Here is a 21,285-nt window from a genome sequence, read left to right as displayed (position 1 = left end):
CCGTCCCGCCCCGACCGCCGTGCCGTGACCGTCCCGCCTCGACCGCCGTGCCATGACCGCCCCGCCGCGACCACCGTGCCGTCCCGGCTACGCGTCCACCGTCACCCACGCACCGCTCTGCGCCGACCGCACCATCGCGTCCAGTGCGGCGGCGCTGTGCACGGCGTCCTGGAGGGTGGCCCCGTGCGGGGTGCCCTCGGCGACCGAGCGCAGGAAGCGGTAGGCCTCGATGACCTTCAGGTCGTCGTAGCCCATGGCGTTCGCCGCGCCCGGCTGGAAGGCGCCGAACTCGCCGGCGCCCGGCCCGACGTACACCGTGCTGACCGGCTGGTCCTGGTAGGTCGTGCCACGGCTGACGCCCAGCTCGTTCATCCGGCGGAAGTCCCAGAAGACCGCGCCCTTGGTGCCGTGCACCTCGAAGCCGTAGTTGTTCTGCTCGCCGACCGAGACCCGGCAGGCCTCCAGGACGCCGCGCGCGCCGGAGGCGAAGCGCAGCAGGCAGTTGACGTAGTCCTCGTTCTCGACGGGCCCGAGTTCGCCGCCGGCGGCGCGGGTGTGGCCGGCGGTGGCGCCGGTGGGACGGGCCCGTTCGGGGATGAAGACGGCGGTGTCGGCGGTCAGGGAGGCGATGTCGCCGAGCAGATGGCGGGCCAGGTCGGCGCCGTGCGAGGCGAGGTCGCCCAGCACCCCGCTGCCGCCGCGCTCCTTCTCGTACCGCCAGGTCAGGGCGCCCTCGGGGTGGGCCGCGTAGTCGCTGAAGAGGCGGACGCGGACGTGTGTGACGGTGCCGATCTCGCCGGAGGCGATGAGGTCGCGGGCGGCCTCGACGGCGGGCGCGTTGCGGTAGTTGAAGCCGACCGCGCCCTGGACGCCGGCCTTGGCGACGGCGTCGGCGACCGCCTGGGCGTCGGCGACCGTCAGGCCCACCGGCTTCTCGATCCAGATGTGCTTGCCGGCCTCGGCCATCGCCACACCGATCTCGCGGTGCAGGAAGTTCGGGGCGGTGATGCTGACCGCCCGCACCCGCGGGTCTGCGGCCACCGCGCGCCAGTCGCGCGTCGTGTCGGCGAAGCCGAACTGCGCGGCGGCCTCCTCGGCCCGGCCCGGCACGTCCTCGGCCACCGTCACCAGCCGCGGGCGCAGCGGCAGCCGCGGGTAGTGGTGCGGGAGGCGGGCGTACGCCTGGGTGTGCACCCGGCCCATCCAGCCGAATCCGATGACGGCGACACCGAGCGATTCCACCATGACAGCCCCTCTTTTGGACCGGTCCATTTTCTGTCCAGCCCACCTTGGGCGCCGTATCTGCCGGTGTCAACCCTTTGACAAGCGGCGCAGCCTCATGGAACGGTCCATCCCATGAGACCGCCGACGATCCGCGACGTGGCCGACCGGGCCGGCGTCTCCAAGTCACTGGTCTCGCTGGTGCTGCGCGGCTCCGATCAGGTACGGCCGGAGAAGCGGGACGCCGTCCTGCGGGCCGTACGCGAACTCGGCTACCGCCCCAACGCCGCCGCGCGCAGCCTCAGCGAGCAGCGCACCCGCACGGTGGGCGTCCTCCTGAACGACCTGCGCAATCCCTGGTTCGTCGACATGCTCGACGGCCTCAACTCGCTGCTGCACGACAACGGCCTGCACATGCTGCTCGCCGACGCCCGCCTCAACCGCCGCGCCGGCCAGGACCCGGCCGGCCCCCTGCTCGACCTGAGCGTGGACGGCCTGGTCGTGGTCGGCACGCTGCCGGACCCCGCCGCGCTCGGGGCGGTGGCCGGGCGGATCCCGGTGGTCGTGGCCGGCGCGCGCGAACCGGTGCCGTCCGGGGTCGACGTCGTGGCCAACGACGACGAGCAGGGCGCCCGCCTGGTCGCCGAGCACCTCATCGGCCTCGGGCACCGCCGTATCGCGCACATCGCGGGGTACGGGGCGGTGGGCGAGCTGCGCCGACGCAGCTTCGAGGCGACGATGCGCGAGCACGGCCTCGCCGAACAGGCGGTGATCGAGCCCAGCGACATGACCGAGGAGGGCGGTTACCGCACCACCGTCCGGTTGCTCAGCCGCCCCGAGCGGCCCACGGCCGTCTTCGCCGTCAACGACATCGCCGCCATCGGCGCGCTGTCCGCGGCCGAGGAGCTGGGCCTGCGCGTCCCGCGCGACCTGTCCGTGGTCGGCTACGACAACACGAGCATCGCCCGCCTGCGCCACGTGTGGCTCACCACGGTCGACAACACCAGCCACGAGGTCGGCCGCCGCGCGGCCCGTTGCCTCCTGGAGCGCTTCGAGGGAGCCGGGGGTGAGGGCCGGGTCCAACTCGCCACACCGGCCCTGGAGATCCGGGGCTCGACGGCACCTCCGGCCGGGAACTGAGAGTGCTGGGCCTCGCGGGACATGGGCTCCGTCATGTCCGGGGGCCGTCGGCCGGCTGCCTTCCTGGTCGCTCTCCCGAGGAAGGTCGGCTGACAAAATTGTTGACAATTCTGTTTGGCTAGATTTACGTTCGACAGGCACTCACTCAGGGAGGGCAGATGCCGAACGAAGCCCGTCCGGGCACCGGGGAGCAGGCCAAGCAGCATGCGCTCGCGCAGCTGCGGCAGGCGATCCTGCACGGCGAGATGGCACCGGCGCAGCGGCTGGTGGAGAACGAACTCGCCGAGCAGTTCGGTGTGACACGGGCCAGCATCCGGGCGGCACTCATCGATCTGGAGGCTCAGGGCCTGGTCGAGCGGATCCGTAACCGCGGTTCGCGGGTGCGGGTGGTGAGCGTCGAGGAAGCGGTCGCCATCACCGAGTGCCGCATGGTCCTGGAAGGCCTGTGCGCCGCGAAGGCGGCTGTCGCGGCCGACGACGAGCAGCTGACCCGGCTGGCGGACCTGGGCGCGGCGATGACCAAGGCCGTGGCCGACGGCGAGCCGATGACGTACTCCGAGCTCAACCAGGAACTGCACGCCAGAATCCAGGAGTTCTCCGGCCAGCGCACGGCCGTGGAGCTGCTGGAGCGGCTGAACGCACAACTGGTGCGGCACCGTTTCCAGTTGGCGCTGAGGCCGGGACGTCCGCAGCACTCCCTGAACGAGCATCTGGCGATGATCGAGGCGATCACGGCCAGGGACCCGCAGGCGGCCGAGGCGGCCGTCCGCGCCCATCTCACCAGCGTGATCGAGGCGCTGCGCGACTGAGCCGTACAAGTCACGGCGAGTGAGTCGCACAAGTCGTGGCGAGTGAGCCGGACAAGGCGTGGCGAGTGAGCCGGACAAGGCGTGGCGACTGAGTCGCACAAGTCGGGGCGAGTGAGCCGGACAAGTCGGGGCGAGTGAGCCGGACAAGTCGTGGCGACCGAGCGTTCGAGGCGGGCGCACACCTGTCGCCCAAGGAGAACCAGCGATGACGCACGCCCATGCGCCCGCCCCCGAGCTCTCGACCCCGCTCGAACCGGGGGGACCCCCGGCCCCGCCCCGCTCGACCCTCGTCGTCACCGCGCACGCCGGTGACTTCGTGTGGCGGGCGGGCGGAGCCATCGCCCTGGCCGCCGCCCGGGGCGAGAAGATCACCATCGCCTGGGCGGGGCTCACCCGCTCACCAGCAAGGTCGCGGTGGTCTCGCGCTCGTCGGATCCGAGGGCCGATGTCGACTACCTCTTCCTCCAAGTGGCCGTCGTGGAGCCTGAGGTGAGTGACCGACAGAACTGCGGGAACATCCTCGCGGGCGTCGGGCCGTTCGCCGTCGAGCGCGGCCTCGTCCCGGCGGGGCGGGAACGGACCTCCGTGCGCATCCGCATGGTCAACAGCGGCGATTTCGCCACCGTGTCCTTCCCGACGCCGGGCGGCCGCGTCGACTGCACGGGAGACGCCGAGATCTCCGGCGTGCCCGGCACGGCCGCTCCCGTGGTGATCGAGTTCCCGGCCGGCGAAGGGAGGCTGCTGCCCACCGGCAACGTCCGCGACATGCTCGACGGCATCCCGGTGACCTGCGTGGACAACGGCATGCCGACCGTCCTCGTCCCGGCCGCCGCGCTGGAGGTCACCGGCTACGAGACTCCCAAGGTCCTGGAGAACGACCGCGCACTCGCCGACCGGCTGCGCGAGCTCCGGTTGGCGGCAGGCCACTTGATGGGCCTCGGGGACGTCTCGGACACGACCGTCCCCAAGCTCACGCTCCTCGCCCCGCCCCGGGGCGGCGGCGCGGTCACCACCCGCACCTTCATCCCCGTCCGCTGCCATACGTCGATCGGTGTGCTCGGCGCGGCCAGTGTGGCCGCCGGGCTGCGGATCGAAGGCGGTGTCGGCGTGCAGCTCGCACGACTGCCCGCCACGGGCGACCGCGTCCGCATCGAACACCCCACGGGATTCCTGGACATCGAGAGCAGCCTCGCCACCGACCCCGACGGACTCCCCACCGCCCGCCGCACGGCCGTCGTCCGGACGGCCCGCAAGATCTTCGACGGCACCGTCTTCCCCAGGCCCGCCGAGCCGGCCCAGACGCCCGCACACTTCCCTGGAGGCCCCCGATGACCCCGCCGCTCGGCGACATCGCCCACATCGGCCACGCCCAGCTGTTCACCCCGGACCTCGACGCCAGCGTCGCCTTCTTCACCGACTATCTCGGGCTCACCGTCAACGGCCAGGACGGCGACACCGTCTACCTGCGTACGTTCGACGACTACGAGCACCACAGCCTGGTCCTCACCGCCCGCGCCCAGCCGGGCCTCGGCCGGCTCGCCCTGCGCAGCTCCAGCGAGGAGGCACTGCACCGCCGTGTCGAGGCGGTCGAGGCGGCGGGCGGCTCCGGCAGGTGGGTCGAGGACGAGCCCGGCATCGGCAGGCTGTACCTCACCACCGACCCCGACGGGCACGAGCACGCCCTGTACTGGGAGAGCGAGCACTACCGGGCGCCGCAGGAGCTGCGGCCGACGCTGAAGAACCAGCCGCAGGCCAAGCCCGACCGGGGGGTGGGGGTGCGGCGCCTGGACCACGTCAACTTCCTCGCCGCGGACGTGCTCGCCAACGCCGAGTTCCAGGAGCGGGTGCTGGGCGCGCGGCCCACCGAGCAGATCCGGCTGAACTCCGGGAAGATCGCGGCCCGTTGGCTGACCTTCACCAACAAGTCGTACGACGTCGTCTACACCTCGGACTGGACCGGCTCCTCCGGCCGGCTGCACCACATCGCCTTCGCGACCGACACCCGCGAGGAGATCCTGCGCGCCGCCGACCTCACCATCGACACGGGCGTGTTCATCGAGACGGACCCGCACAAGCACGCCATCCAGCAGACCTTCTTCCTGTACGTCTACGAGCCCGGCGGCAACCGCGTCGAGCTGTGCAACCCGCTCACCCGGCTGGTGCTGGCCCCGGACTGGCCGCTGATCACCTGGACCGAGGCTGAGCGGGCCAAGGGGCAGGCGTGGGGCCTGAAGACGATCGAGTCCTTCCATACGCACGGGACACTGCCGGTCGCCTGAGACGGCCCCGTCCCTGCCCCTCCCCAACCGCTCGCGGCGGCAGACTGGCCGTCCTGGCCGTAGGCCTGTGCTGGCTGGCCGTCCTCTTCGACGGCCTGGACATGTTCATCTACGGCTCGGTCCTGCCCCACATGCTGGCGGAGAAGGCCCTCGGCCTGACCCCCGACCAGGCCGGCGACCTGGGTAGTTACGCCACCTTCGGGATGCTGGTCGGCGCCCTGACCGCGGGCACCGTCGCCGACCGGATCGGCCGCAAGAAGCCGATGGTCGCCTGCGTCGCGCTCTTCTCGCTGGCCTCCGGGCTGTGCGCGATGGCGGGCGGTGTCGAGGTGTTCGCTCTCGGCCGGACCCTCGCCGGTGTCGGGCTCGGCGGTCTGCTGCCCGCCGCGATCAGCATGGTCTCCGACTACGCCCCGCGCGGCCGTGGCGCCCTCACCATCGGCCTGCTGATGACCGCCCACCACGCGGGCGGCATCCTCTCCGCCTACGTCGCCCTGTGGGTCGTAGAACCGCTCGGCTGGCGGGCCGCGTTCTGGGACTTGTGTGCTCCCGCTGCTGTTCGTGCCGGTCCTGGTGAGGTCCCTGCCCGAGTCGCTGAGCTTCCTGGTCGCCAAGGGCCGTGGCGAGGAGGCCGGTGAGCCGGCCCTGCGCTACGACGTCGAACTGCCCGCCGCCCCGGCCGGCCGCGAGCCCGCCGCCGACCGCTGGAACTCCCTGGCCAACCTCTTCCGCGGCGGCTAGTGGAGCCAGACCCTGCTGTACTGGTCGGCCTCCTTCGGCGGACTGCTCCTCGTCTACGGCGTCGCCACCTGGCTGCCCACCCTGATGCGCGGCGAGGGCTACAACCTCGGCTCCGCGCTGACCTTCGTGGTGCTGTTCAACCTCGGCGGCATCGTCGGCATGCTGGTCGCCGGACGCGCCTCCGACCGGTTCGGCGCCCCGCGGATCTCGGCGGTCTGGTTCGCGCTGACCGCCGCCGGGGTCTTCCTCCTCAGCGTCCACATGCCGCTGGCGCTCACCTTCACGGTGGTGTTCCTGACCGGAGTGTTCCTGAACAGCGCCCAGACCATGATCTACGCGACCGTCTCGATCCGCTCCCGTCCCGAGAACCGTGCCACCGCCGTCGGCTGGACCTCCGGCATGGGCCGCTTCGGCGCCGTCTTCGGGCCGTGGCTGGGCGGCCAGTTGCTCGCCGCGAACCGGGGCGACTGGGGGTTCACCGCCTTCGCCCTCGCGGGCCTGGCGTCCATGGTCCTCATCGGCATGGCCGCACTGCGCGGCTCGAAGCGGGCGTCCAGGGCCGACAGCGAGCAAGAACTGATCGCCGCGCACTGACCGGTTGGGCCGGCCTCGTGGACGGACGCCACCGTCCGGCGCACACACGGTGGTTGGCGTCCGTCATATGTACTGATGGTCCGAACTGGGTTATACGACGGTATCGCGTATTGTTGCGTCATATGCCTGCTGTGACGCGGGCGGCCTTCGGGACGTCCGGGGCAGGGGAGTTGCTGGTGAAGGGGGAACGGGGCCGTGACGGCATTTCTCGCGGTGGTGGCTGTCGTCGCGTTCATGGCCACGGCCGGGCTCCCCTGGTGGGTGGTGGCGGCTGTTGCCCTGTTGACGGCGGGGTTCGCGGCGGGGAGATCCTGGAGCCCGGGAAAGGGCTCCAGGAACGCCACGCCATCCGGACCGGCGCGGGAGCCCGCATGGTTCGCGGCCGACGGGGGCTCCGCAGCCCGGCCGGTCTCCGCGCACGTCCGCGTCACCTGTCCTGAGGAGTACACGCCGGACAAGACGCCCGCCGACCAGTCACCGATGGTGCGCAACGGCTGAGGTCAGATGGAGCGGCCCGCTCCGACCTCCCGCACATGCCGAGCGATCACGGCGTAGACCTCACGGGCCTTGTCGTCGTCCTGCCCGTCGTACCCGTGATCGGCGCCCACCACCTCGTGGTGCTCGACCAGCGCACCCGCCTTGCGAAGCCGCTCGGCGTAACGTTCACCCTCGTCCCGCAACAGGTCGTACTCGGCGGTGACCACCAGAGCCGGGGCGATGCCCTTCAGATCCGCGGTGTCCGACGGATGCGCGGGGGACACGAGCCGGTCGGCGCGCCGCCGCACATCCGGGACGTACGACGTGTCGAAGACGTCGGCCATCCAGGGACGCAGCATGGGCCTGGCGATGGCGGCGCGCTTGTCCCGAGCGTTCGTGGCGAGGTCGAGCGGGGGATAGTGCAGCACCTGGAGCGCGATCGAGGGCCCGCCCTCTTCGAGGGCCTGCCGCGCCACGGCCGCCGCGAGCCCGCCGCCCGCGCTCTGCCCGCCCACGGTGAGCCGGCCGCCGTCCCAGCCCTGCTCGGCGCCGTGCTCCGCGACCCACCGGACGACCTCGTACGCCTGCCGGGGCGGCGCCGGGAACGGATGCCGGGGGGCGACGACATAGTCCACGTTGATCACGACCGCCCCCGCCTCGGCGGCGAGGAACCGGCACAGCGGGTCGTCCAGTTCGGTCAGCGTCATGACATAGCCGCCGCCGTGGAAGTTGACGTGCACCGGGGGAGCCGGCTCATCGCTCGCGGGCAGATACACGGTGGCCCGGGCCGGGGCGATCGACGTCGGGATCGTCAACTCTCTTATTCTGTGCGGGAATTCGGGGAAGCGGGCGTGCGACGCGGCGGCGGAGCCCCGACCGCCCGAGCGGCGCTCCGCCCGCACGGTCACCTGTTGCATGGCCTTGGCGACGAGCGTGGCCACCGCGGGCCGGGCCAGGAAGGACATGGGGTCTCCGTTCGGTCGCGGCCCCGGGGGCCTGCCCGGCGAGGGATCTCTTTGGTTCAGCAATTATGGGCGACAACAATTATCGGTCAAGGGGCAGCCGGAGGCTGGTGGGGGCCGTACAGGGATGAGGTAGGGTTGACCTGCATGATCACGCGGTCCGCCGCGCGACACGCATCGGGACGTGGCGCAGCTTGGTAGCGCACTTGACTGGGGGTCAAGGGGTCGCAGGTTCAAATCCTGTCGTCCCGACAGTTCGATGGACTGTCATCGCAGGTCAGGGCCTTGGATCACATCATGTGAGACGAGGCCCTTGATCGTTTCCGGGGCTCTCGTCTCACAACACCATGCTGTTGACCAGCCCTTAGATCTGTCGACGAGGTTCTGATGACCCATGACAGCCCTCGCGGTGAGCCCCCGAAAAGCCAGGAGAGCGCAACACGTCGGTTGGGTGTACACGTGGTGGTAGCACCACGAAGAGGCACACCATGAAGCACCGAGGTATTGCATCAGTCTTTGTAGCACTTGCCGCAGCAGGCGGCCTGACGCTCGGTGGATGCACCACCGAGGACGATGACTCCACCCCAGCGCCAACCAGGGAGACGCAGACTGAGGAGCGGCAGACCGAGCAACAAGAGGAGTCGCCGCAAGGCGGACGGGAGGAGCCCGAGCCCAACGAGCGTGATGATCTCCAGAGCTTCAGGCTTGATGACCGCTCACAGGCTGGGTTCGCCAACATCTGGGTAACCTGGACGATCAAGAACCAGAGTTCTGAGAAATCCAACTACTCCTGGAGCTGGGAAGCCATCGCTCCTGACGGCACCCGTGTGGCCAACTCAACCGAGTTCGTAACCGATGTTCAGCCCGGTCAGACGACCACCGGTGACTCTCCCACAACGCTTGACGACACCAACGTAAAGATCAACATCACCGACTTCGACCGAACCAGGGCGTACTGACACCTTGGTCGGCGGTCGGCCAGTGGGGTATCAGTAATCAGGGCATATTGGCATGAGCATGAACGCTCTGGGTGTCGCCCAGTGCGGGCGACCGGCTCGCCCGTCGTCCTCAGCTTTCGGTGAAGCGCAGCTCTGCCCAGCGGCTGGTCCCGTCGGCGTGTGCATGGACGCCGCATCGGGTCGCCAGGGCGGTGACGATGCCGACGCCCCGGCCGTGCTCGTCGGGATCGGGAGGGCAGGCCGGCCGGGTCGGCGGGGTTGCCGGACCCATGTCGGTCACTTCGACGCGTACGGCTGCGTACAGGTCCAGTCGGCTGCGCGAGAGTCGCAGGGTCGCCGGCGGCAGGGCGTGCACGATCGCGTTGGTGAGCAGCTCCGAGACCACCAGCAGTATGTCCTCGGCGATGTCCGCGGCCAGGTTCCAGTCGGCGAGGATCCCGCGGATGCGGCGACGTATGCCGGCGACGGCCCCCGGGGTGTGCGGCAGCGAAAAGACGTGTTCGACTTCCCCGCGAGGCGCGGCGTCGAGCTGCGCTGTGATCATGTGTCCTCCTCCTCGGGAAAGCCCGCCTGGCCGAAGACCGGGCATGAAGGCACGCTAAGGAGGGAAGTATGAGCGGTCAACGAACCCGGGTCGGCATTACCGAACGAGAGTCCCAAATCGGAAAAAGCGGGACTACCATCGCTTCATGGCCGGCCCAGTCCAGTCGATAGAGCGGGCGGCGGCGATCCTGCGCCTGCTCGCCGGCGGATCCCGTCGGCTGGGGCTGGGAGAGGTGGCGTCGTCGCTGGGACTCGCCAAGGGCACCGCCCACGGAATCCTGCGCACCCTGCAACACGTGGACTTCGTGGAGCAGGACCCGGCGACCGGGAAATACCAGCTCGGGGCCGCTCTGCTGCACCTCGGCACCAGTTACCTCGACGTCAACGAACTGCGCTCGCGCTCCATCAACTGGGCCGACGCGCTGGCCGCCCGCAGCGGGGAGGCCGTCCGTCTGGGCACGCCTCTGGAGGGCAGGGTGCTCGTCATCCACCATGTCTTCCGCCCCGACGACACCCTCCAGACCCTGGACGTCGGCGCGCTGCTGCCGCTGCACGCCTCCTCGCTCGGCAAGGTCCTGCTGGCCTTCGGGGCCAGCCCCGTCGACTCCTTGCTGGCGGACGAACCGGAGGCGTACACCCGGCACACCCTGGTCCACCCCGAGCAGATCAACCGTGCCCTCGGCGAGATACGGGACCTCGGCTGGGGCGCCGAGGTCCAGGAGATGAGCATGGGCGAGGCCGGCATCGCCGCCCCGATCCGGGGGCAGGGCGGTCTCGTGGTCGGTGCGATCGGCGTGTCCGGCGCCGTCGAGCGGATCTGCGACACCAAAGGCCGGCCCCTGCCGGCCCTGATCACCGTGCTGCGGGAGGCGGCACGCGCGATCTCCAGAGACCTGGGTGCGGCCCGCTGGTAGGTCACCGGCACTCCGCGACACTTCGGAAGGCAGGGTCGATCATGGTTGAGCGGTATGTGATGTCCATCGACCAGGGCACCACTTCCACGCGATGCATCCTGTTCGACCACGGCGGACGGCTGGCGTCGGTCGCCCAGCGGGAGCACCAGCAGTACTTCCCCCGGCCCGGCTGGGTCGAGCACGACGCCGTCGAGATCTGGCGCAACCTCCAGCGCGTCGTACCCGAGGCGCTCTCCCACGCCGGGATCGACGCCGGGCAGATCTCCGCCATCGGGATCGCCAACCAGCGTGAGACGTCGGTGCTCTGGGACCCGCGGACCGGTGTCCCGCTGGGCCGGGCGATCGTGTGGCAGGACACCCGTACCGCGCCGCTCGTCGACGAACTGAGGAAGGACCCGGGAGACGAGTTCTTCCTCGACCACTGCTGCCTCCCTCCGTCGACCTACTTCTCCGCGCCCCGTATCCGCTGGCTGTTCGACCACGTCGACGGTCTGGAGCGGCGCGCCCGTGACGGCGAGGTGCTCTTCGGCACCATGGAGAGCTGGCTGATCTGGAACCTCACCGGCGGCACGGACGGCGGCCTGCACATCACCGACGCCACCAACGCCAGCCGCACCATGCTCATGGACATCCGGACGCTGAGCTGGGATGCGGCGCTCATGGACTTCTTCGGAGTGCCGCGCTCGATGCTGCCGGAGATCCGGCCCTCGGCCGAGAGCTACGGCGAGGCCCGCGCGCTGCTCCCAGGCGTCCGCATCACGGCGGCCCTCGGCGACCAGCAGGCGGCTCTGTTCGGACAGACCTGCTTCTCACCGGGCGAGGCGAAGTGCACCTACGGAACCGGCAGCTTCCTGGTGATGAACACCGGCACCGACCTCGTACGGTCCCAGCACGGACTCCTCACCACGGTCGCGTACAAGATCGCGGACCAACCCACGGTCTACGCGCTGGAAGGCCCGATCGCCGTCACCGGCTCGCTGGTGCAGTGGTTCCGCGACCGGCTCGGCCTGATCCACAGCGCCCCCGAGATCGAGACGCTGGCACGCACCGTCGAGGACAACGGCGGCTGCTACATCGTCCCCGCCTTCTCCGGTCTGTTCGCACCGCACTGGCGCAGCGACGCCCGCGGCGTCATCGTCGGCCTCACCTCGTACATCACCAAGGGCCACCTGGCCCGCGCCGTCCTGGAGGCCACCGGATGGCAGACCCGCGAGGTCGTCGACGCCATGAACGCCGACTCCGCGCTAGCCCTGAAGCAGCTCAAGGTGGACGGCGGCATGACGTCCGACCACCTCCTCATGCAGATCCTGGCCGACGTGCTCGACGTGCCCGTGGTCCGGCCCCTCGTCCATGAGACGGTGTCGCTGGGCGCCGCCTACGCCGCCGGACTCGCGGCCGGCTACTGGCCGGACCTGCGGGTCCTGCGGCGCAACTGGCACCGGGCCGCGCAATGGCTGCCCGACATGGATCCCGAACGGCGGGACTGGGAGTACGCCTGCTGGAAGCGGGCCGTCGAGCGGTCCCTGGGCTGGATCCAGCCGCCGAAGCGCTCGTGACGGGCCGGCCCGGGCGGTCCGGTCCACGGCGTTCAGCGAGCGACCAGCAGCCCCCGCCGCCGCAGCACCCGCCGCTCCAGCGGGCTGAAGAACAGCAGGTCGACGGCGATGCCGACGAGCAGGATCAGGAAGATCGCCAGGAACACCTGCGGCATGCTGCTGTTGTTGCGCCCGTTCTCCAGCAACTGGCCCAGACCGACGCCGAGATCGGGCGAGGAGGCGATGATCTCGGCGGCCATGAGCGAGCGCCAGGAGAAGGCCCAGCCCTGCTTCAGGCCCGCCAGATAGCCGGGCAGCGCCCCCGGCATGACGATGTGCCAGGCCTCGCGCAGCCCGGTCGCGCCCAGGGTGCGCCCGGCCCGCAGGAACAGCGGGGGGATCTGATCGACGCCCGCCACCAGGCCGTTGGCGATGGACGGGACCGCGCCGAGCAGGATCACGGCGTACATCATCGAGTTGTTCAGGCCCAGCCACAGCACGGCCGGCGGCACCCAGGCCACCGACGGCAGGGACTGCAGCCCGGACAGGATGGGGCCGACGGCGGCCCGGACGAACTTCACCCGGGCGACCAGGAGACCGAGCGGCGTGCCGATGGCGAGGGCGAGCAGGAAGCCGAGCAGGCCCCGCGAGACGGACGTCCAGATGTAGTCGAGGAGCGTTCCCTGGAGCCAGGCCTCGCGGACCTCGCCCCACACGTCGGACGGCGAGGCCAGCTTGTAGGCGGGCGCGACCTCGGCCCACACCAGCAACTGCCAGACCACCAGCACCAGCGCGACGGCGGTGACGGGCGGCACCACCTTGCGGATCAGGGTCTCGCGCAGCGGCGTACGGCCGACCTGGACCGAGTCCAGCGCGTCGAGCCCGGCCTCCAGCCCCGCCAGGTCCTCGGCGCCGTCCTTGTCGATGGCGATGCCGTTGTCAGTGCCGGCCATGGCGGCGGATCTCCCCACGCAGTTCTTCGGTGATCTGTACGGACAGTTCGGCGACCGCGGTGTCCTCGATACGGCGCGGATGCGGCAGGCCGACCGTCCACTGCCGGGCGATCCGGCCCGGCCGTGAGGACAGCAGGACGACGCGCTGGGCGAGCCGCACCGCCTCACGCACGTTGTGCGTCACGAACAGCACCGACACGCCCGTCTCCCGCCAGACACGGGTCAGTTCGTCGTGCAGCACGTCCCGGGTGATCGCGTCCAGCGCGGCGAACGGCTCGTCCATCAGCAACAGCCGGCTGTCCTGGGCCAGCGCCCGGGCCAGTGCGACCCGCTGGCGCATACCGCCCGACAGTTCGTGCACCCGCTTGCCGTACGCACCCCGCAGGCGGACGAGGTCCAGCAGCCGTTCCGCCTCCCGGCGCCGCTCGGACTTGGGAACTCCCCTGAGCCTCAGGGCGAGTTCGATGTTCCCGCCCGCGGTCAGCCACGGGAACAGCGCGTGCTCCTGGAACGTCAGGGCGGGCCTGCCGTCCGTGCGGATCGACCCGGCGGACGGCAGGTCAAGGCCCGCGACCAGGTTGAGCAGCGTGGACTTGCCGCAGCCGGAGGCCCCCAGGAGGGTGACGAACTCGCCGGGCGCGACATCGAGGGTGATGTCGTCCAGCACGAGCTGCCGCCCGCCGGATGTGCCCGGCGCCGGGAAGGACTTCGAGACGTGCTCGACACGGGCGGCGTACGTCACCGCCGCGGCGTCCGCGGCGTCCGTGGCGTCCGTGGCGGTCGTGGCCGTCGTAGTGGCCATGGTCGTCATATCCTGGGGACTCGCAGGGTGCCGTGCTCGCTACTCGACGCCGAGACCGGCGTCGTCGACCTCGTCCTTGCCCTCGGCCCTGAGGACCTTGTTGAGCGGTGCGAGGTCGTAGATGCCCTTCAAGTCGGGCGCCTCCAGCAGACCGGCCTTCACCGCGTGCTCCGCCTCGGTGTCGAGGGTGGCGGCCAGCGGGTCGTCCAGGAAGGTGATCGACTTCCAGGCCGGGTCGATGACTTCGGCGGGCAGTGCCTTGCCCGACAGCTCCTTCAGGGCCTCGTTGGCCGCGGCCTTGGCCCGGTCCGGGTGGGCGTTGATCCACTCGTTGGTCTTCACCGAGCCGCGCAGGACCGCCTCGACGACGTCCGGGTGCTCCTTCAGGAACGCCTGGCGCACGACGATGTTCGTGATCACGAACTTCTTGTCGGGCCACAGGTCGGCCTCGTCGAGGAGCACCTTGCCGCCCTCGGCGACCAGCTTGGACGCGGTCGGCTCGGGCACCCACGCCCCGTCGATCGAGCCGGACTTGTAGGCGTCCGGGGTGATCTTGTTGTCCGTACGGACCACCGACACGTCACCCTTGCCGCTCTCCGCGTCGACCTTCCAGCCCTGCTCGGCGATCCAGTTGAGCAGCGCGACGTCCTGGGTGTTGCCGAGCTGCGGGGTGGCGATCCTCTTGCCCTTGACGTCCTTCAGGGACTTGACCTTCTCCGGGTCGACGACGAGCTTCACACCGCCCGAGGCCGAACCGGAGATGATCCGCAGGTTCTTGCCGTTCGCCTTGACGTAGCCGTTGATGGCCGGGGACGGGCCGATCCAACCGATGTCGAGGGAGCCGGAGTTGAGCGCCTCGATCTCCGAGGGGCCGGCGTTGAAGGTCGAGGGCTTGAGCTCGGTGCCGCCGAGCTCCTTCTGGAGCAGGCCTTCCTGGATGCCCACCAGGGCGGTGGCGTGCGTGAGGTTGGGGAAGTAGCCGATCCTCACTTCGTCGGCGGAGAGCTTCTCGGCGTCCGCCGCGACCTCGGTCTGCTTGCCGTCATCGGTGGATGCGGCGCCGTAGCCGCAGGCGGTCAGCAGCAGCGGGAGCACCGCGGTGACGGCGAACGTGCGCAGGGTGGTGAGCGGTCTTGCGGCAGACACAGGGGTGTCCTCTCAGGGGAGGTGTTCAGGGAGGTGTTCAGGGCGGTACGGCAAGGGGGGCCTGGAGCCTGTGGGCGCGCACCGGTCCGCCACTCGTCGGCCGTCCCGGCAGGGGACGGCGGCCGGACGGCGGGGATGGCAGGGAGTACTGCGGTGTCGCGGTGCGGGCAGGCAGGTGCTGCGGACGGTCTCAGACGGGCCGACAGATGGCGCTGGACGAATGCCCGAAGTCGATGTGGCGGCGCGAGGTCAGGAGAGGCAGGGACAGGTCTGTGCGGTTGCGCGTTCGCATGGCACCCCACCCCACAGATCCCTAGTTTTCCTACCTGGTTGATGGGGATCGTGGCAGAAGGTTGCGTCCGCCCCAAGGGGGCGTTCACATAATGGACGACAGCGTCTCACTTGTTGGCGTCATTCCCTAGATTTCCTATCGACTTACTGGGAAATCGTTGACCCCTCGAAGCGGAGCGAGTGAGGATGACGCCCATGACGAGTGCACCGCCGGCCGACGGGGCGACCGAAGCGCAAACCGGGCCGGCCGACTGGCCGCACACAGCCCGCGAGTTGGCGGACGACCTGGCCACGGACGCGGTCGAGCGCGAGCAGGCCGGCAAACGACCGCTCGACGAGGTCGCGCGGCTGCGCGAGTCGGGACTGCTGACGCTGCTGGCACCGGCCGCACACGGCGGAGGCGGCGCGGACTGGCGCACCGCCTACACGGTCGTACGGACCATCGCCACGGCCGACGGAGCCATCGGCCACCTGCTGGGCAGCCACTACTTCCTGTCCTGCTCCCCCCGCTTCTTCGCCGCGCCCGACCGTGCCGCCGGCGTCGAGCGGGCGTTCGCGGCCGGGCAGTGGTACTGGGGAGGCGGGCTCGCCTCGCAGGAACCGCCGCTGACGCTGACCCCCACGGCGAGCGGCTATCTGCTGGACGGCCACCAGTGGTACGGCTCCGGAGCCGGCATCGCCGACCGGCTGGTGGTCCGCGCCGCCGTGCCCGGCACCGGCGAGCCCCTCGCCGTCCTCGTCGACCCCGCCCACCCGGGCCTGGTGAACGGCAGCGGCGGCGAGACGTTCGGCCGTCGCCTGGCGGCCGGCGGCGGCGTGGGGTTCCACTCGGTGCCGGTCGCGGCCGACGACGTGCTCGGCTCCCTCTGCGCGGACGAGGGCGTCCTGTCGCCCTTCGCCGGTCTCGCCGCGCCGACCGCACGGCTGGTCTCCGCCCAGGTCTGTCTCGGCGTCGCCGAGGGACTGCTCGGTGAGGTCCGCGAGCACGGAAGGGCGGCGCGGTCGGCCTGGCAGACGTTCTCTCCCCAGCCCTGGCCGGGCGGCCCGCCGCAGGACCCGTACGTGCTGACCGCGTACGGCGAACTCGCCGTCGCCGCACGTGCCGCGTCCGCCCTCGCCGACCAGGCGGTGGAGGCCCTGACCCGCGGCCTCGCACGCGGCGAGGAACTCGACGACGAGGAGTGCGCCGAGATCGCGGTCCTCGCGAGCGCGGCCGAGGCGGCCGCCTCCCGGACCGCGCAGGAGATCACCACCCGGGCCCTGGACGCCGTCGGTATGCCGGCCGCCCTAGCGCGACACGGCCTGGACCGCTTCTGGCGCGACACCCGCACGCACACCCTGCGAGAACCCGTCGCCCCCAGACTGCGCGAGGTCGGGGACTACTTCCTCAACGGCGCCCACCCGCCGTTCAGCCTCCCCGGCTGACCCGTTTCAGGCTCCCCGGCTGACCCGTCCAGGCTCCCCGGCTGACCGAGGAGACGGCCGCCGAAGACCAGCACGGCGGTGGGGGATAATCGCGGCATGCGGATCTCGGCCAAGGCGGACTATGCGGTGCGGGCGGCGTTGGAGCTGGCCGCGGCGGGAGACGACACCTCGCTGAAGGCCGAAGCGATCGCCGAGGCACAGGGCATCCCGCACAAGTTCCTGGAAGGCATCCTGGGCGACCTGCGCCGCGGCGGCCTGGTGACCAGTCAGCGCGGCGGCAAGGGCGGCTACCGGCTCGCCCGCCCGGCGGACTCGATCGCCATCGCCGATGTGATCCGCGTGGCGGACGGCCCCTTGGTCTCGGTGCGCGGCGTGCGCCCACCCGACCTCTCCTACACCGGTCCCGCCGAGTCCCTGCTGCCGCTGTGGATCGCCGTACGCGCCAACGTCCGCAAGATCCTCGGCGAGGTCACCCTCGCCCAGGTGGCCGCGGCCAAGCTGCCCGACGACGTCCTGAGCCTCGCGGACGACCCCGAGGCGTGGACGAATCCCTGACCGGCGGCACCGGCCCAGCTGCCCGCTCCCGGGTCAGGCCACCGGCTTCTCCCACACCGAGACGTGCTTGCCGCTCTCGCTGGTGAACGGCTCGCGCGTCCAGTCCTCCCAACGGTCGCGCAGGCGCAGTCCGGCGAGCCGGGCCATCAGGTCCAGCTCGGCCGGCCAGACGTACCGGAACGGGATGGACCAGTGCTCGGCGCGGCCGTCGACGATGGTGACGTAGTTCGAGCTCATCGCCTGGGTGGCGACGTCGTAGGTGTCGAACGCCCAACGTGTGTCACTGATGTGGAACGGTACGGCGCTCTGTCCCGGAGGCAGCCGGCGCAGATCGGGTACGCCCACCTCGACGACGAAACAGCCACCGGGCCGTAGCTGGGCGGCGGCGTTGCGAAAGCAGTCGACCTGGGCGTCCTGGGTCGTCAGATTGCCGATCGTGTTGAAGACGAGGTAGACGAGCGCGAACTCGCCCCCCCGCCCGCGTCGTCGCGAAGTCCCCGATCGTCACCTCGATGGCATCGCCACCGGGCTTGGCGCGCAACCGGTCCACCATGGCGCGGGACATGTCGATGCCGTGCACCGCGATCCCCCGCGCGGCCAGCGGCAGCGCGATGCGGCCGGTCCCGATGCCGAGTTCGAGCGCCGGGCCGTCGCCGGCGAGTTCGGCCAGTACGTCGACCGCCGGCTCCACCACGTCGGGGCGGGACATCTCCGCCGTCGACTCGTCGTAGGTGGCCGCGATGTTCTCTCCGAAGTAGCCGTCCGAGTCAGGCATTCCGCGACCGTACTGCTCCTCGCCCCGCCTGGGCACCCGGTTTTTCCGGGGGTTGGCCCCACCGTGCGGGTGGGGCTGGGACGACTGACGCCTGCTTCCCCGCCGCCTACGTTCGTGTCCGTCCGGAGCGAGGAGTGCCGAGGAGCCCCGAGGAGTCTCCATGACCTTGTTCAGCAGGAGGAACGTGCTGCGCGGCGGGCTGGTCGCCACGACGGCGGGGATCGCGGCCCCTGGTCCGGTCACGGCAGCCGCCGCGGCGGCCCCGGACCGGACGTCCTGCCCTGCGCCGCCCGGGCCGGCCATGGTCGGACGCGGCGATCCGCGTCACCGGTCCCTGGCTTCCCGGGGCTACAACCGCCGGTTCGTGGGCAGTCCGGAGCACGTCTGGGTGGTCGGTACGACCGCGCATGTCGTACGGGCCGTGCAGCAGGCGGTCGACAGCGGCCGGCGGATCACGGTCCGCAGCGGCGGCCACGGTTTCGAGAGCTTCGTCGCCGACCCGGCCGTGGAGGTGGTCGTCGACATGTCCGCCATGACGGGCGTCTCCTACGACCCGGGCCGCCGTGCCTTCGCCGTCGAGGCCGGGGCCCTGCTCGGCGAGGTCTACCGGAGGCTGTATGCGGGCTGGGGAGTGACGGTCCCGGCCGGCTGGTGCGCCACCGTGGGCGTGGGCGGACATGTGCTGGGCGGCGGCTACGGGCCGCTGTCGCGGCTGATGGGCCTGTCGGTCGACCATCTGTACGCGGTCGAGGTGGTCGTCGTGGGCCGCGACGGCAGGGCGCGCAGTGTGGTGGCCACACGTGAACTCGCCGACCCGCACCGGGACTTGTGGTGGGCGCACACCGGCGGTGGCGGCGGCAGCTTCGGCATCGTCACCCGCTACTGGTTCCGCACACCCGGCGCACAGGGCGACGACCCGTCCGGCCTGCTGCCCGCACCGCCCTCCGGTGTGCTGAGCTTCTCGGTCTCCTGGGACTGGCAGGAGCTCGACCGGACGTCCTTCGCCCGGCTGGTCCGCAACCACTGCGAATGGGCCGAACGGCACAGCGCCCCCGACTCGCCGTACCTCGCCCTCTACAGCGAACTCGCCCTCACCCGCCGCGCCTCCGGGACGGTCGTCATGATCGGCCAGGTGGCCGCGGACTCCGGCGCCGGACGGATGCTGGACGAGCACCTGGCCGCGATCAACCGGGGCGTGCCGGTGCGGCCGCTCCGCACGGTGCGGAACCAGCCCTGGCTGGCCGCGGCCCTGGCCGGCTCACCGGGCGACCCCGGCCCCGTCTACCGGCTGAAGGTCAAGTCGGGCTATCTGCGCCGGGGTTTCACCGACCGGCAGATCGGCGTCATCCACCACCACCTCACCCGGTCCGACTACGACCACCCGGGCGGCAGCCTGAGCCTCTACACCCACGGCGGCAAGGTCAACACCGTGGCGCCGGACGCGACCGCGACACCCCACCGTGGCGCGAGCATCAAGATGTTCTACGTCAACGGATGGGAGGACCCGCGCGACGACGCCCGACACATCGGCTGGCTGCGCGAGCTCTACGAGGACCTGTACGCCGACACCGGCGGCGCCCCCGCCGCGGCCGACGGCGCGTTCGTCAACTACCCGGACACCGACCTGGCCGACCCCGCCCGCAACACGGGCGCCCCCTGGCACGCCCTGTACTTCGGCGACAACTACCGCCGGCTGCAACGCGTCAAGGCGCGGTGGGACCCCCGTGACGTCTTCCACCACGCCCTCTCGGTCAGGCGAGCGTGACCTCGACCGGCAGCTTCTTGATGCCGTTGACGAAGTTGGAGCGGACCCGCGGCACGTCTCCGGCCCAGGCGGATGTCCGCCAGACGCGGGATCAGCTCCTCGAACATGATGCGGATCTCGGTACGGGCGAGCAGATTGCCCAGGCAGGCACCCGGTGCCGATCCGGCGCGGCACCCTGCTGGAACAGGCCACCGGCGCCGAGAAGGCGGAAGCCTCCTGCTACCACCATCAGCGGGTGGACCGCCTCGGCTCGGGCCTCACGGTCACCGCGCGCGCCGCCGACGGCACGGTGGAGGGGCTCGAACTCCCGGGCGCCGAAGGGTGGTTCACCGCGGTGCAGTGGCACCCCGAGGACACCGCGCACCGGGATCCGGCCCAGCAGGGTCTCTTCGACGCCCTCGTACGGGCCGCCCGCGAGCGCCGCTGAGCAGGCGGGCGATGCTCAGGCCCGCGGCCGGCGTCCGCTGCGCCGCGGCGCGGGTTCGGCCCCGTCGAGCAGGGCGAGCCTGCGCTCCTCGCCCCGCTCCTCGACCTGGAGCACCACCCGGCGCAGCCCCTCCGCGACACTCCGGCACTCCTCGTCGCTGAGCCGCCCGGCGACGAAGGCCTCCTCCTCGTTGAACGCCGGGAACAGCCGCCGCATCAGCGCCTCGCCCTCCTCGGTCAGGCTGAGCAGCACCAGCCTGCCGTCGGTCGGATGCCCGGCCCGCTGCAGGAGCCCCCGCCCCTCCAGGGTCCGCGCCACGCCGGTGAGCGTCCCCTTGGAGATCCCGGCCTCCTCCGCGACATGCCGGGTCTCCGACTCGCCCCACACCCAGACCACCCACAGCACCACGAACGCCGTCCAGGTCAGGTCGGCCCCGCGCAGCACGGAGTTCTCCAGGTGCTGGCGGACCGCCGAGGCCGCGCGGTGGATGTTGGCGACGACGGCCATCTGCTCCCGGTGCAGCGGGATGCCGCCGAGCTTGGCCTCGGCCAGCTTCTCGGCCTCGGTGATCGATCGTTGGCCGGGCATGGGCACACTCCTTCGGCCGCGGTGCGCCGGACAGCGGGTGCCGGACGCGGAGCAGATGTCGTTCGGCCTCAAATTGTACGAAGAGCCAGCCGCCGCCCGCCTCCCCGGTCGCGCCCTGACGTCGGCCGCGGGCAGACGGACGCTGCCGCAGCGCGATCGCACCGCCGACTTCGACCTGGCGGAGATCTGGACCCGCGCGGACCACGGAGTTCGAGGCGAGCCTCGTCCGACTCCCGTGACCATACGCCCCACAGCGACCGGCCTGGCTGCCCTGCCCGAAGCCCTGGGCGGCACCACGGCCGCCGCCCGCGCCCTCCCCGCCCCGGCCCCCGGCCGGCACCGCCTGGTCCTCCACTTCGACTCCGCCACGCCCGCGACCCGGCG

At 71.2% G+C, this 21,285-nt stretch carries 17 protein-coding genes, 1 tRNA gene and 6 pseudogenes; 15 read left to right on the top strand and 9 right to left on the bottom strand.

Going from position 1 to position 21,285, the window contains the following annotated elements; genetic code table 11:
* Positions 1–87 precede the first annotated feature (87 nt).
* Positions 88–1,245 carry a Gfo/Idh/MocA family protein gene (locus AQI70_RS10725; protein ID WP_062146899.1) on the bottom strand — a complete coding sequence of 386 codons (1,158 nt, stop codon included), beginning with the start codon at positions 1,243–1,245 and terminating at the stop codon, positions 88–90.
* Positions 1,246–1,356: 111 nt separating this feature from the next.
* Between AQI70_RS10725 and AQI70_RS10720 the strand changes: the two genes are divergently transcribed.
* From AQI70_RS10720 to AQI70_RS10695, 7 genes and pseudogenes are all read left to right on the top strand, one after another.
* A complete protein-coding gene (locus tag AQI70_RS10720; RefSeq protein ID WP_062146898.1) occupies positions 1,357–2,361 on the top strand; it encodes a LacI family DNA-binding transcriptional regulator in 1,005 nt (334 codons plus the stop codon).
* 158 nt (positions 2,362–2,519) lie between these two features.
* Positions 2,520–3,170, top strand: coding sequence for a GntR family transcriptional regulator (locus AQI70_RS10715; protein WP_062146897.1), 651 nt, complete (start codon positions 2,520–2,522; stop codon positions 3,168–3,170).
* A 205-nt stretch (positions 3,171–3,375) separates the two neighbouring features.
* Positions 3,376–3,550, top strand: a pseudogene (locus tag AQI70_RS37240) (PIG-L family deacetylase); the annotation flags it as partial.
* A pseudogene (locus tag AQI70_RS10710) lies at positions 3,549–4,502 on the top strand (PrpF domain-containing protein); the annotation flags it as partial. The pseudogenes AQI70_RS37240 and AQI70_RS10710, both read left to right, overlap by 2 nt.
* Positions 4,499–5,449 carry a VOC family protein gene (locus AQI70_RS10705; protein ID WP_062146896.1) on the top strand — a complete coding sequence of 317 codons (951 nt, stop codon included), beginning with the start codon at positions 4,499–4,501 and terminating at the stop codon, positions 5,447–5,449. The pseudogene AQI70_RS10710 and the gene AQI70_RS10705, both read left to right, overlap by 4 nt.
* Positions 5,446–6,784, top strand: a pseudogene (locus AQI70_RS10700) (MFS transporter). Before AQI70_RS10705 ends, AQI70_RS10700 begins: the two are co-directional and overlap by 4 nt.
* A gap of 195 nt (positions 6,785–6,979) precedes the next feature.
* A complete protein-coding gene (locus AQI70_RS10695) occupies positions 6,980–7,282 on the top strand; it encodes a hypothetical protein (RefSeq protein WP_062146894.1) in 303 nt (100 codons plus the stop codon).
* Positions 7,283–7,284: 2 nt separating this feature from the next.
* Here AQI70_RS10695 and AQI70_RS10690 read toward each other — a convergent pair whose 3' ends face one another.
* Positions 7,285–8,226, bottom strand: coding sequence for an alpha/beta hydrolase (locus tag AQI70_RS10690; RefSeq protein ID WP_062146893.1), 942 nt, complete (start codon positions 8,224–8,226; stop codon positions 7,285–7,287).
* Between the two features lie 175 nt (positions 8,227–8,401).
* Here AQI70_RS10690 and AQI70_RS10685 point away from each other — a divergent pair.
* Both AQI70_RS10685 and AQI70_RS10680 read left to right on the top strand, forming a co-directional pair.
* Positions 8,402–8,475: transfer RNA gene (locus AQI70_RS10685), tRNA-Pro, on the top strand.
* Positions 8,476–8,711: 236 nt separating this feature from the next.
* Positions 8,712–9,182, top strand: a complete 471-nt coding sequence (locus tag AQI70_RS10680; protein ID WP_062146891.1) for a hypothetical protein — start codon at positions 8,712–8,714, stop codon at positions 9,180–9,182.
* Between the two features lie 109 nt (positions 9,183–9,291).
* Here AQI70_RS10680 and AQI70_RS10675 read toward each other — a convergent pair whose 3' ends face one another.
* On the bottom strand, positions 9,292–9,726 hold the full coding sequence (locus AQI70_RS10675) for an ATP-binding protein (protein ID WP_079051238.1): 435 nt from the start codon (positions 9,724–9,726) through the stop codon (positions 9,292–9,294).
* A gap of 145 nt (positions 9,727–9,871) precedes the next feature.
* Between AQI70_RS10675 and AQI70_RS10670 the strand changes: the two genes are divergently transcribed.
* Both AQI70_RS10670 and glpK read left to right on the top strand, forming a co-directional pair.
* The gene (locus AQI70_RS10670; RefSeq protein ID WP_062146889.1) at positions 9,872–10,639 is read left to right on the top strand and encodes an IclR family transcriptional regulator; all 768 of its coding nucleotides are present in this window, start codon (positions 9,872–9,874) and stop codon (positions 10,637–10,639) included.
* A gap of 41 nt (positions 10,640–10,680) precedes the next feature.
* Positions 10,681–12,195, top strand: coding sequence for a glycerol kinase GlpK (glpK, locus tag AQI70_RS10665; protein ID WP_062146887.1), 1,515 nt, complete (start codon positions 10,681–10,683; stop codon positions 12,193–12,195).
* Between the two features lie 32 nt (positions 12,196–12,227).
* Here the strand turns inward: glpK and AQI70_RS10660 are convergent, their stop codons facing one another.
* From AQI70_RS10660 to AQI70_RS10650, 3 genes are read right to left on the bottom strand one after another with little or no spacing between them, the layout of a single operon-like run.
* Positions 12,228–13,127 carry an ABC transporter permease gene (locus AQI70_RS10660; RefSeq protein ID WP_062146885.1) on the bottom strand — a complete coding sequence of 300 codons (900 nt, stop codon included), beginning with the start codon at positions 13,125–13,127 and terminating at the stop codon, positions 12,228–12,230.
* Positions 13,114–13,929 carry an ABC transporter ATP-binding protein gene (locus AQI70_RS10655; RefSeq protein ID WP_107116975.1) on the bottom strand — a complete coding sequence of 272 codons (816 nt, stop codon included), beginning with the start codon at positions 13,927–13,929 and terminating at the stop codon, positions 13,114–13,116. Before AQI70_RS10655 ends, AQI70_RS10660 begins: the two co-directional genes overlap by 14 nt.
* A gap of 39 nt (positions 13,930–13,968) precedes the next feature.
* Entirely contained in the window at positions 13,969–15,075 is a 1,107-nt protein-coding gene (locus AQI70_RS10650) for an ABC transporter substrate-binding protein (protein WP_062146881.1), read from the bottom strand.
* A gap of 486 nt (positions 15,076–15,561) precedes the next feature.
* Between AQI70_RS10650 and AQI70_RS10645 the strand changes: the two genes are divergently transcribed.
* On the top strand, positions 15,562–16,791 hold the full coding sequence (locus AQI70_RS10645) for an acyl-CoA dehydrogenase family protein (protein WP_062146879.1): 1,230 nt from the start codon (positions 15,562–15,564) through the stop codon (positions 16,789–16,791).
* A 96-nt stretch (positions 16,792–16,887) separates the two neighbouring features.
* The gene (locus AQI70_RS10640; protein WP_062146877.1) at positions 16,888–17,346 is read left to right on the top strand and encodes an RrF2 family transcriptional regulator; all 459 of its coding nucleotides are present in this window, start codon (positions 16,888–16,890) and stop codon (positions 17,344–17,346) included.
* Positions 17,347–17,379: 33 nt separating this feature from the next.
* Here the strand turns inward: AQI70_RS10640 and AQI70_RS10635 are convergent.
* Positions 17,380–18,121 (bottom strand): annotated as a pseudogene (locus tag AQI70_RS10635) (class I SAM-dependent DNA methyltransferase).
* A 160-nt stretch (positions 18,122–18,281) separates the two neighbouring features.
* Between AQI70_RS10635 and AQI70_RS10630 the strand changes: the two are divergent.
* Positions 18,282–19,886: an FAD-binding oxidoreductase gene (locus AQI70_RS10630; RefSeq protein ID WP_062146875.1), complete on the top strand. Its 1,605-nt coding sequence runs from the start codon at positions 18,282–18,284 to the stop codon at positions 19,884–19,886.
* Here the strand turns inward: AQI70_RS10630 and AQI70_RS40095 are convergent.
* A pseudogene (locus tag AQI70_RS40095) lies at positions 19,873–20,044 on the bottom strand (cytochrome P450); the annotation flags it as partial. The gene AQI70_RS10630 and the pseudogene AQI70_RS40095 overlap by 14 nt on opposite strands.
* Here AQI70_RS40095 and AQI70_RS10625 point away from each other — a divergent pair.
* Positions 20,035–20,313, top strand: a pseudogene (locus AQI70_RS10625) (gamma-glutamyl-gamma-aminobutyrate hydrolase family protein); the annotation flags it as partial. The pseudogenes AQI70_RS40095 and AQI70_RS10625 overlap by 10 nt on opposite strands.
* Positions 20,314–20,328: 15 nt before the next feature.
* Here AQI70_RS10625 and AQI70_RS10620 read toward each other — a convergent pair.
* Positions 20,329–20,901, bottom strand: a complete 573-nt coding sequence (locus tag AQI70_RS10620) for a MarR family winged helix-turn-helix transcriptional regulator (protein WP_062146873.1) — start codon at positions 20,899–20,901, stop codon at positions 20,329–20,331.
* Positions 20,902–21,285: the final 384 nt, after the last annotated feature.

The organism is Streptomyces curacoi, from assembly GCF_001513975.1.
In the GTDB taxonomy this organism is placed as follows: domain Bacteria; phylum Actinomycetota; class Actinomycetes; order Streptomycetales; family Streptomycetaceae; genus Streptomyces; species Streptomyces curacoi.
The sequence above is the reverse complement of the archived record's forward strand: the minus strand, read 5'-3'. Positions and strand labels throughout refer to the sequence as shown.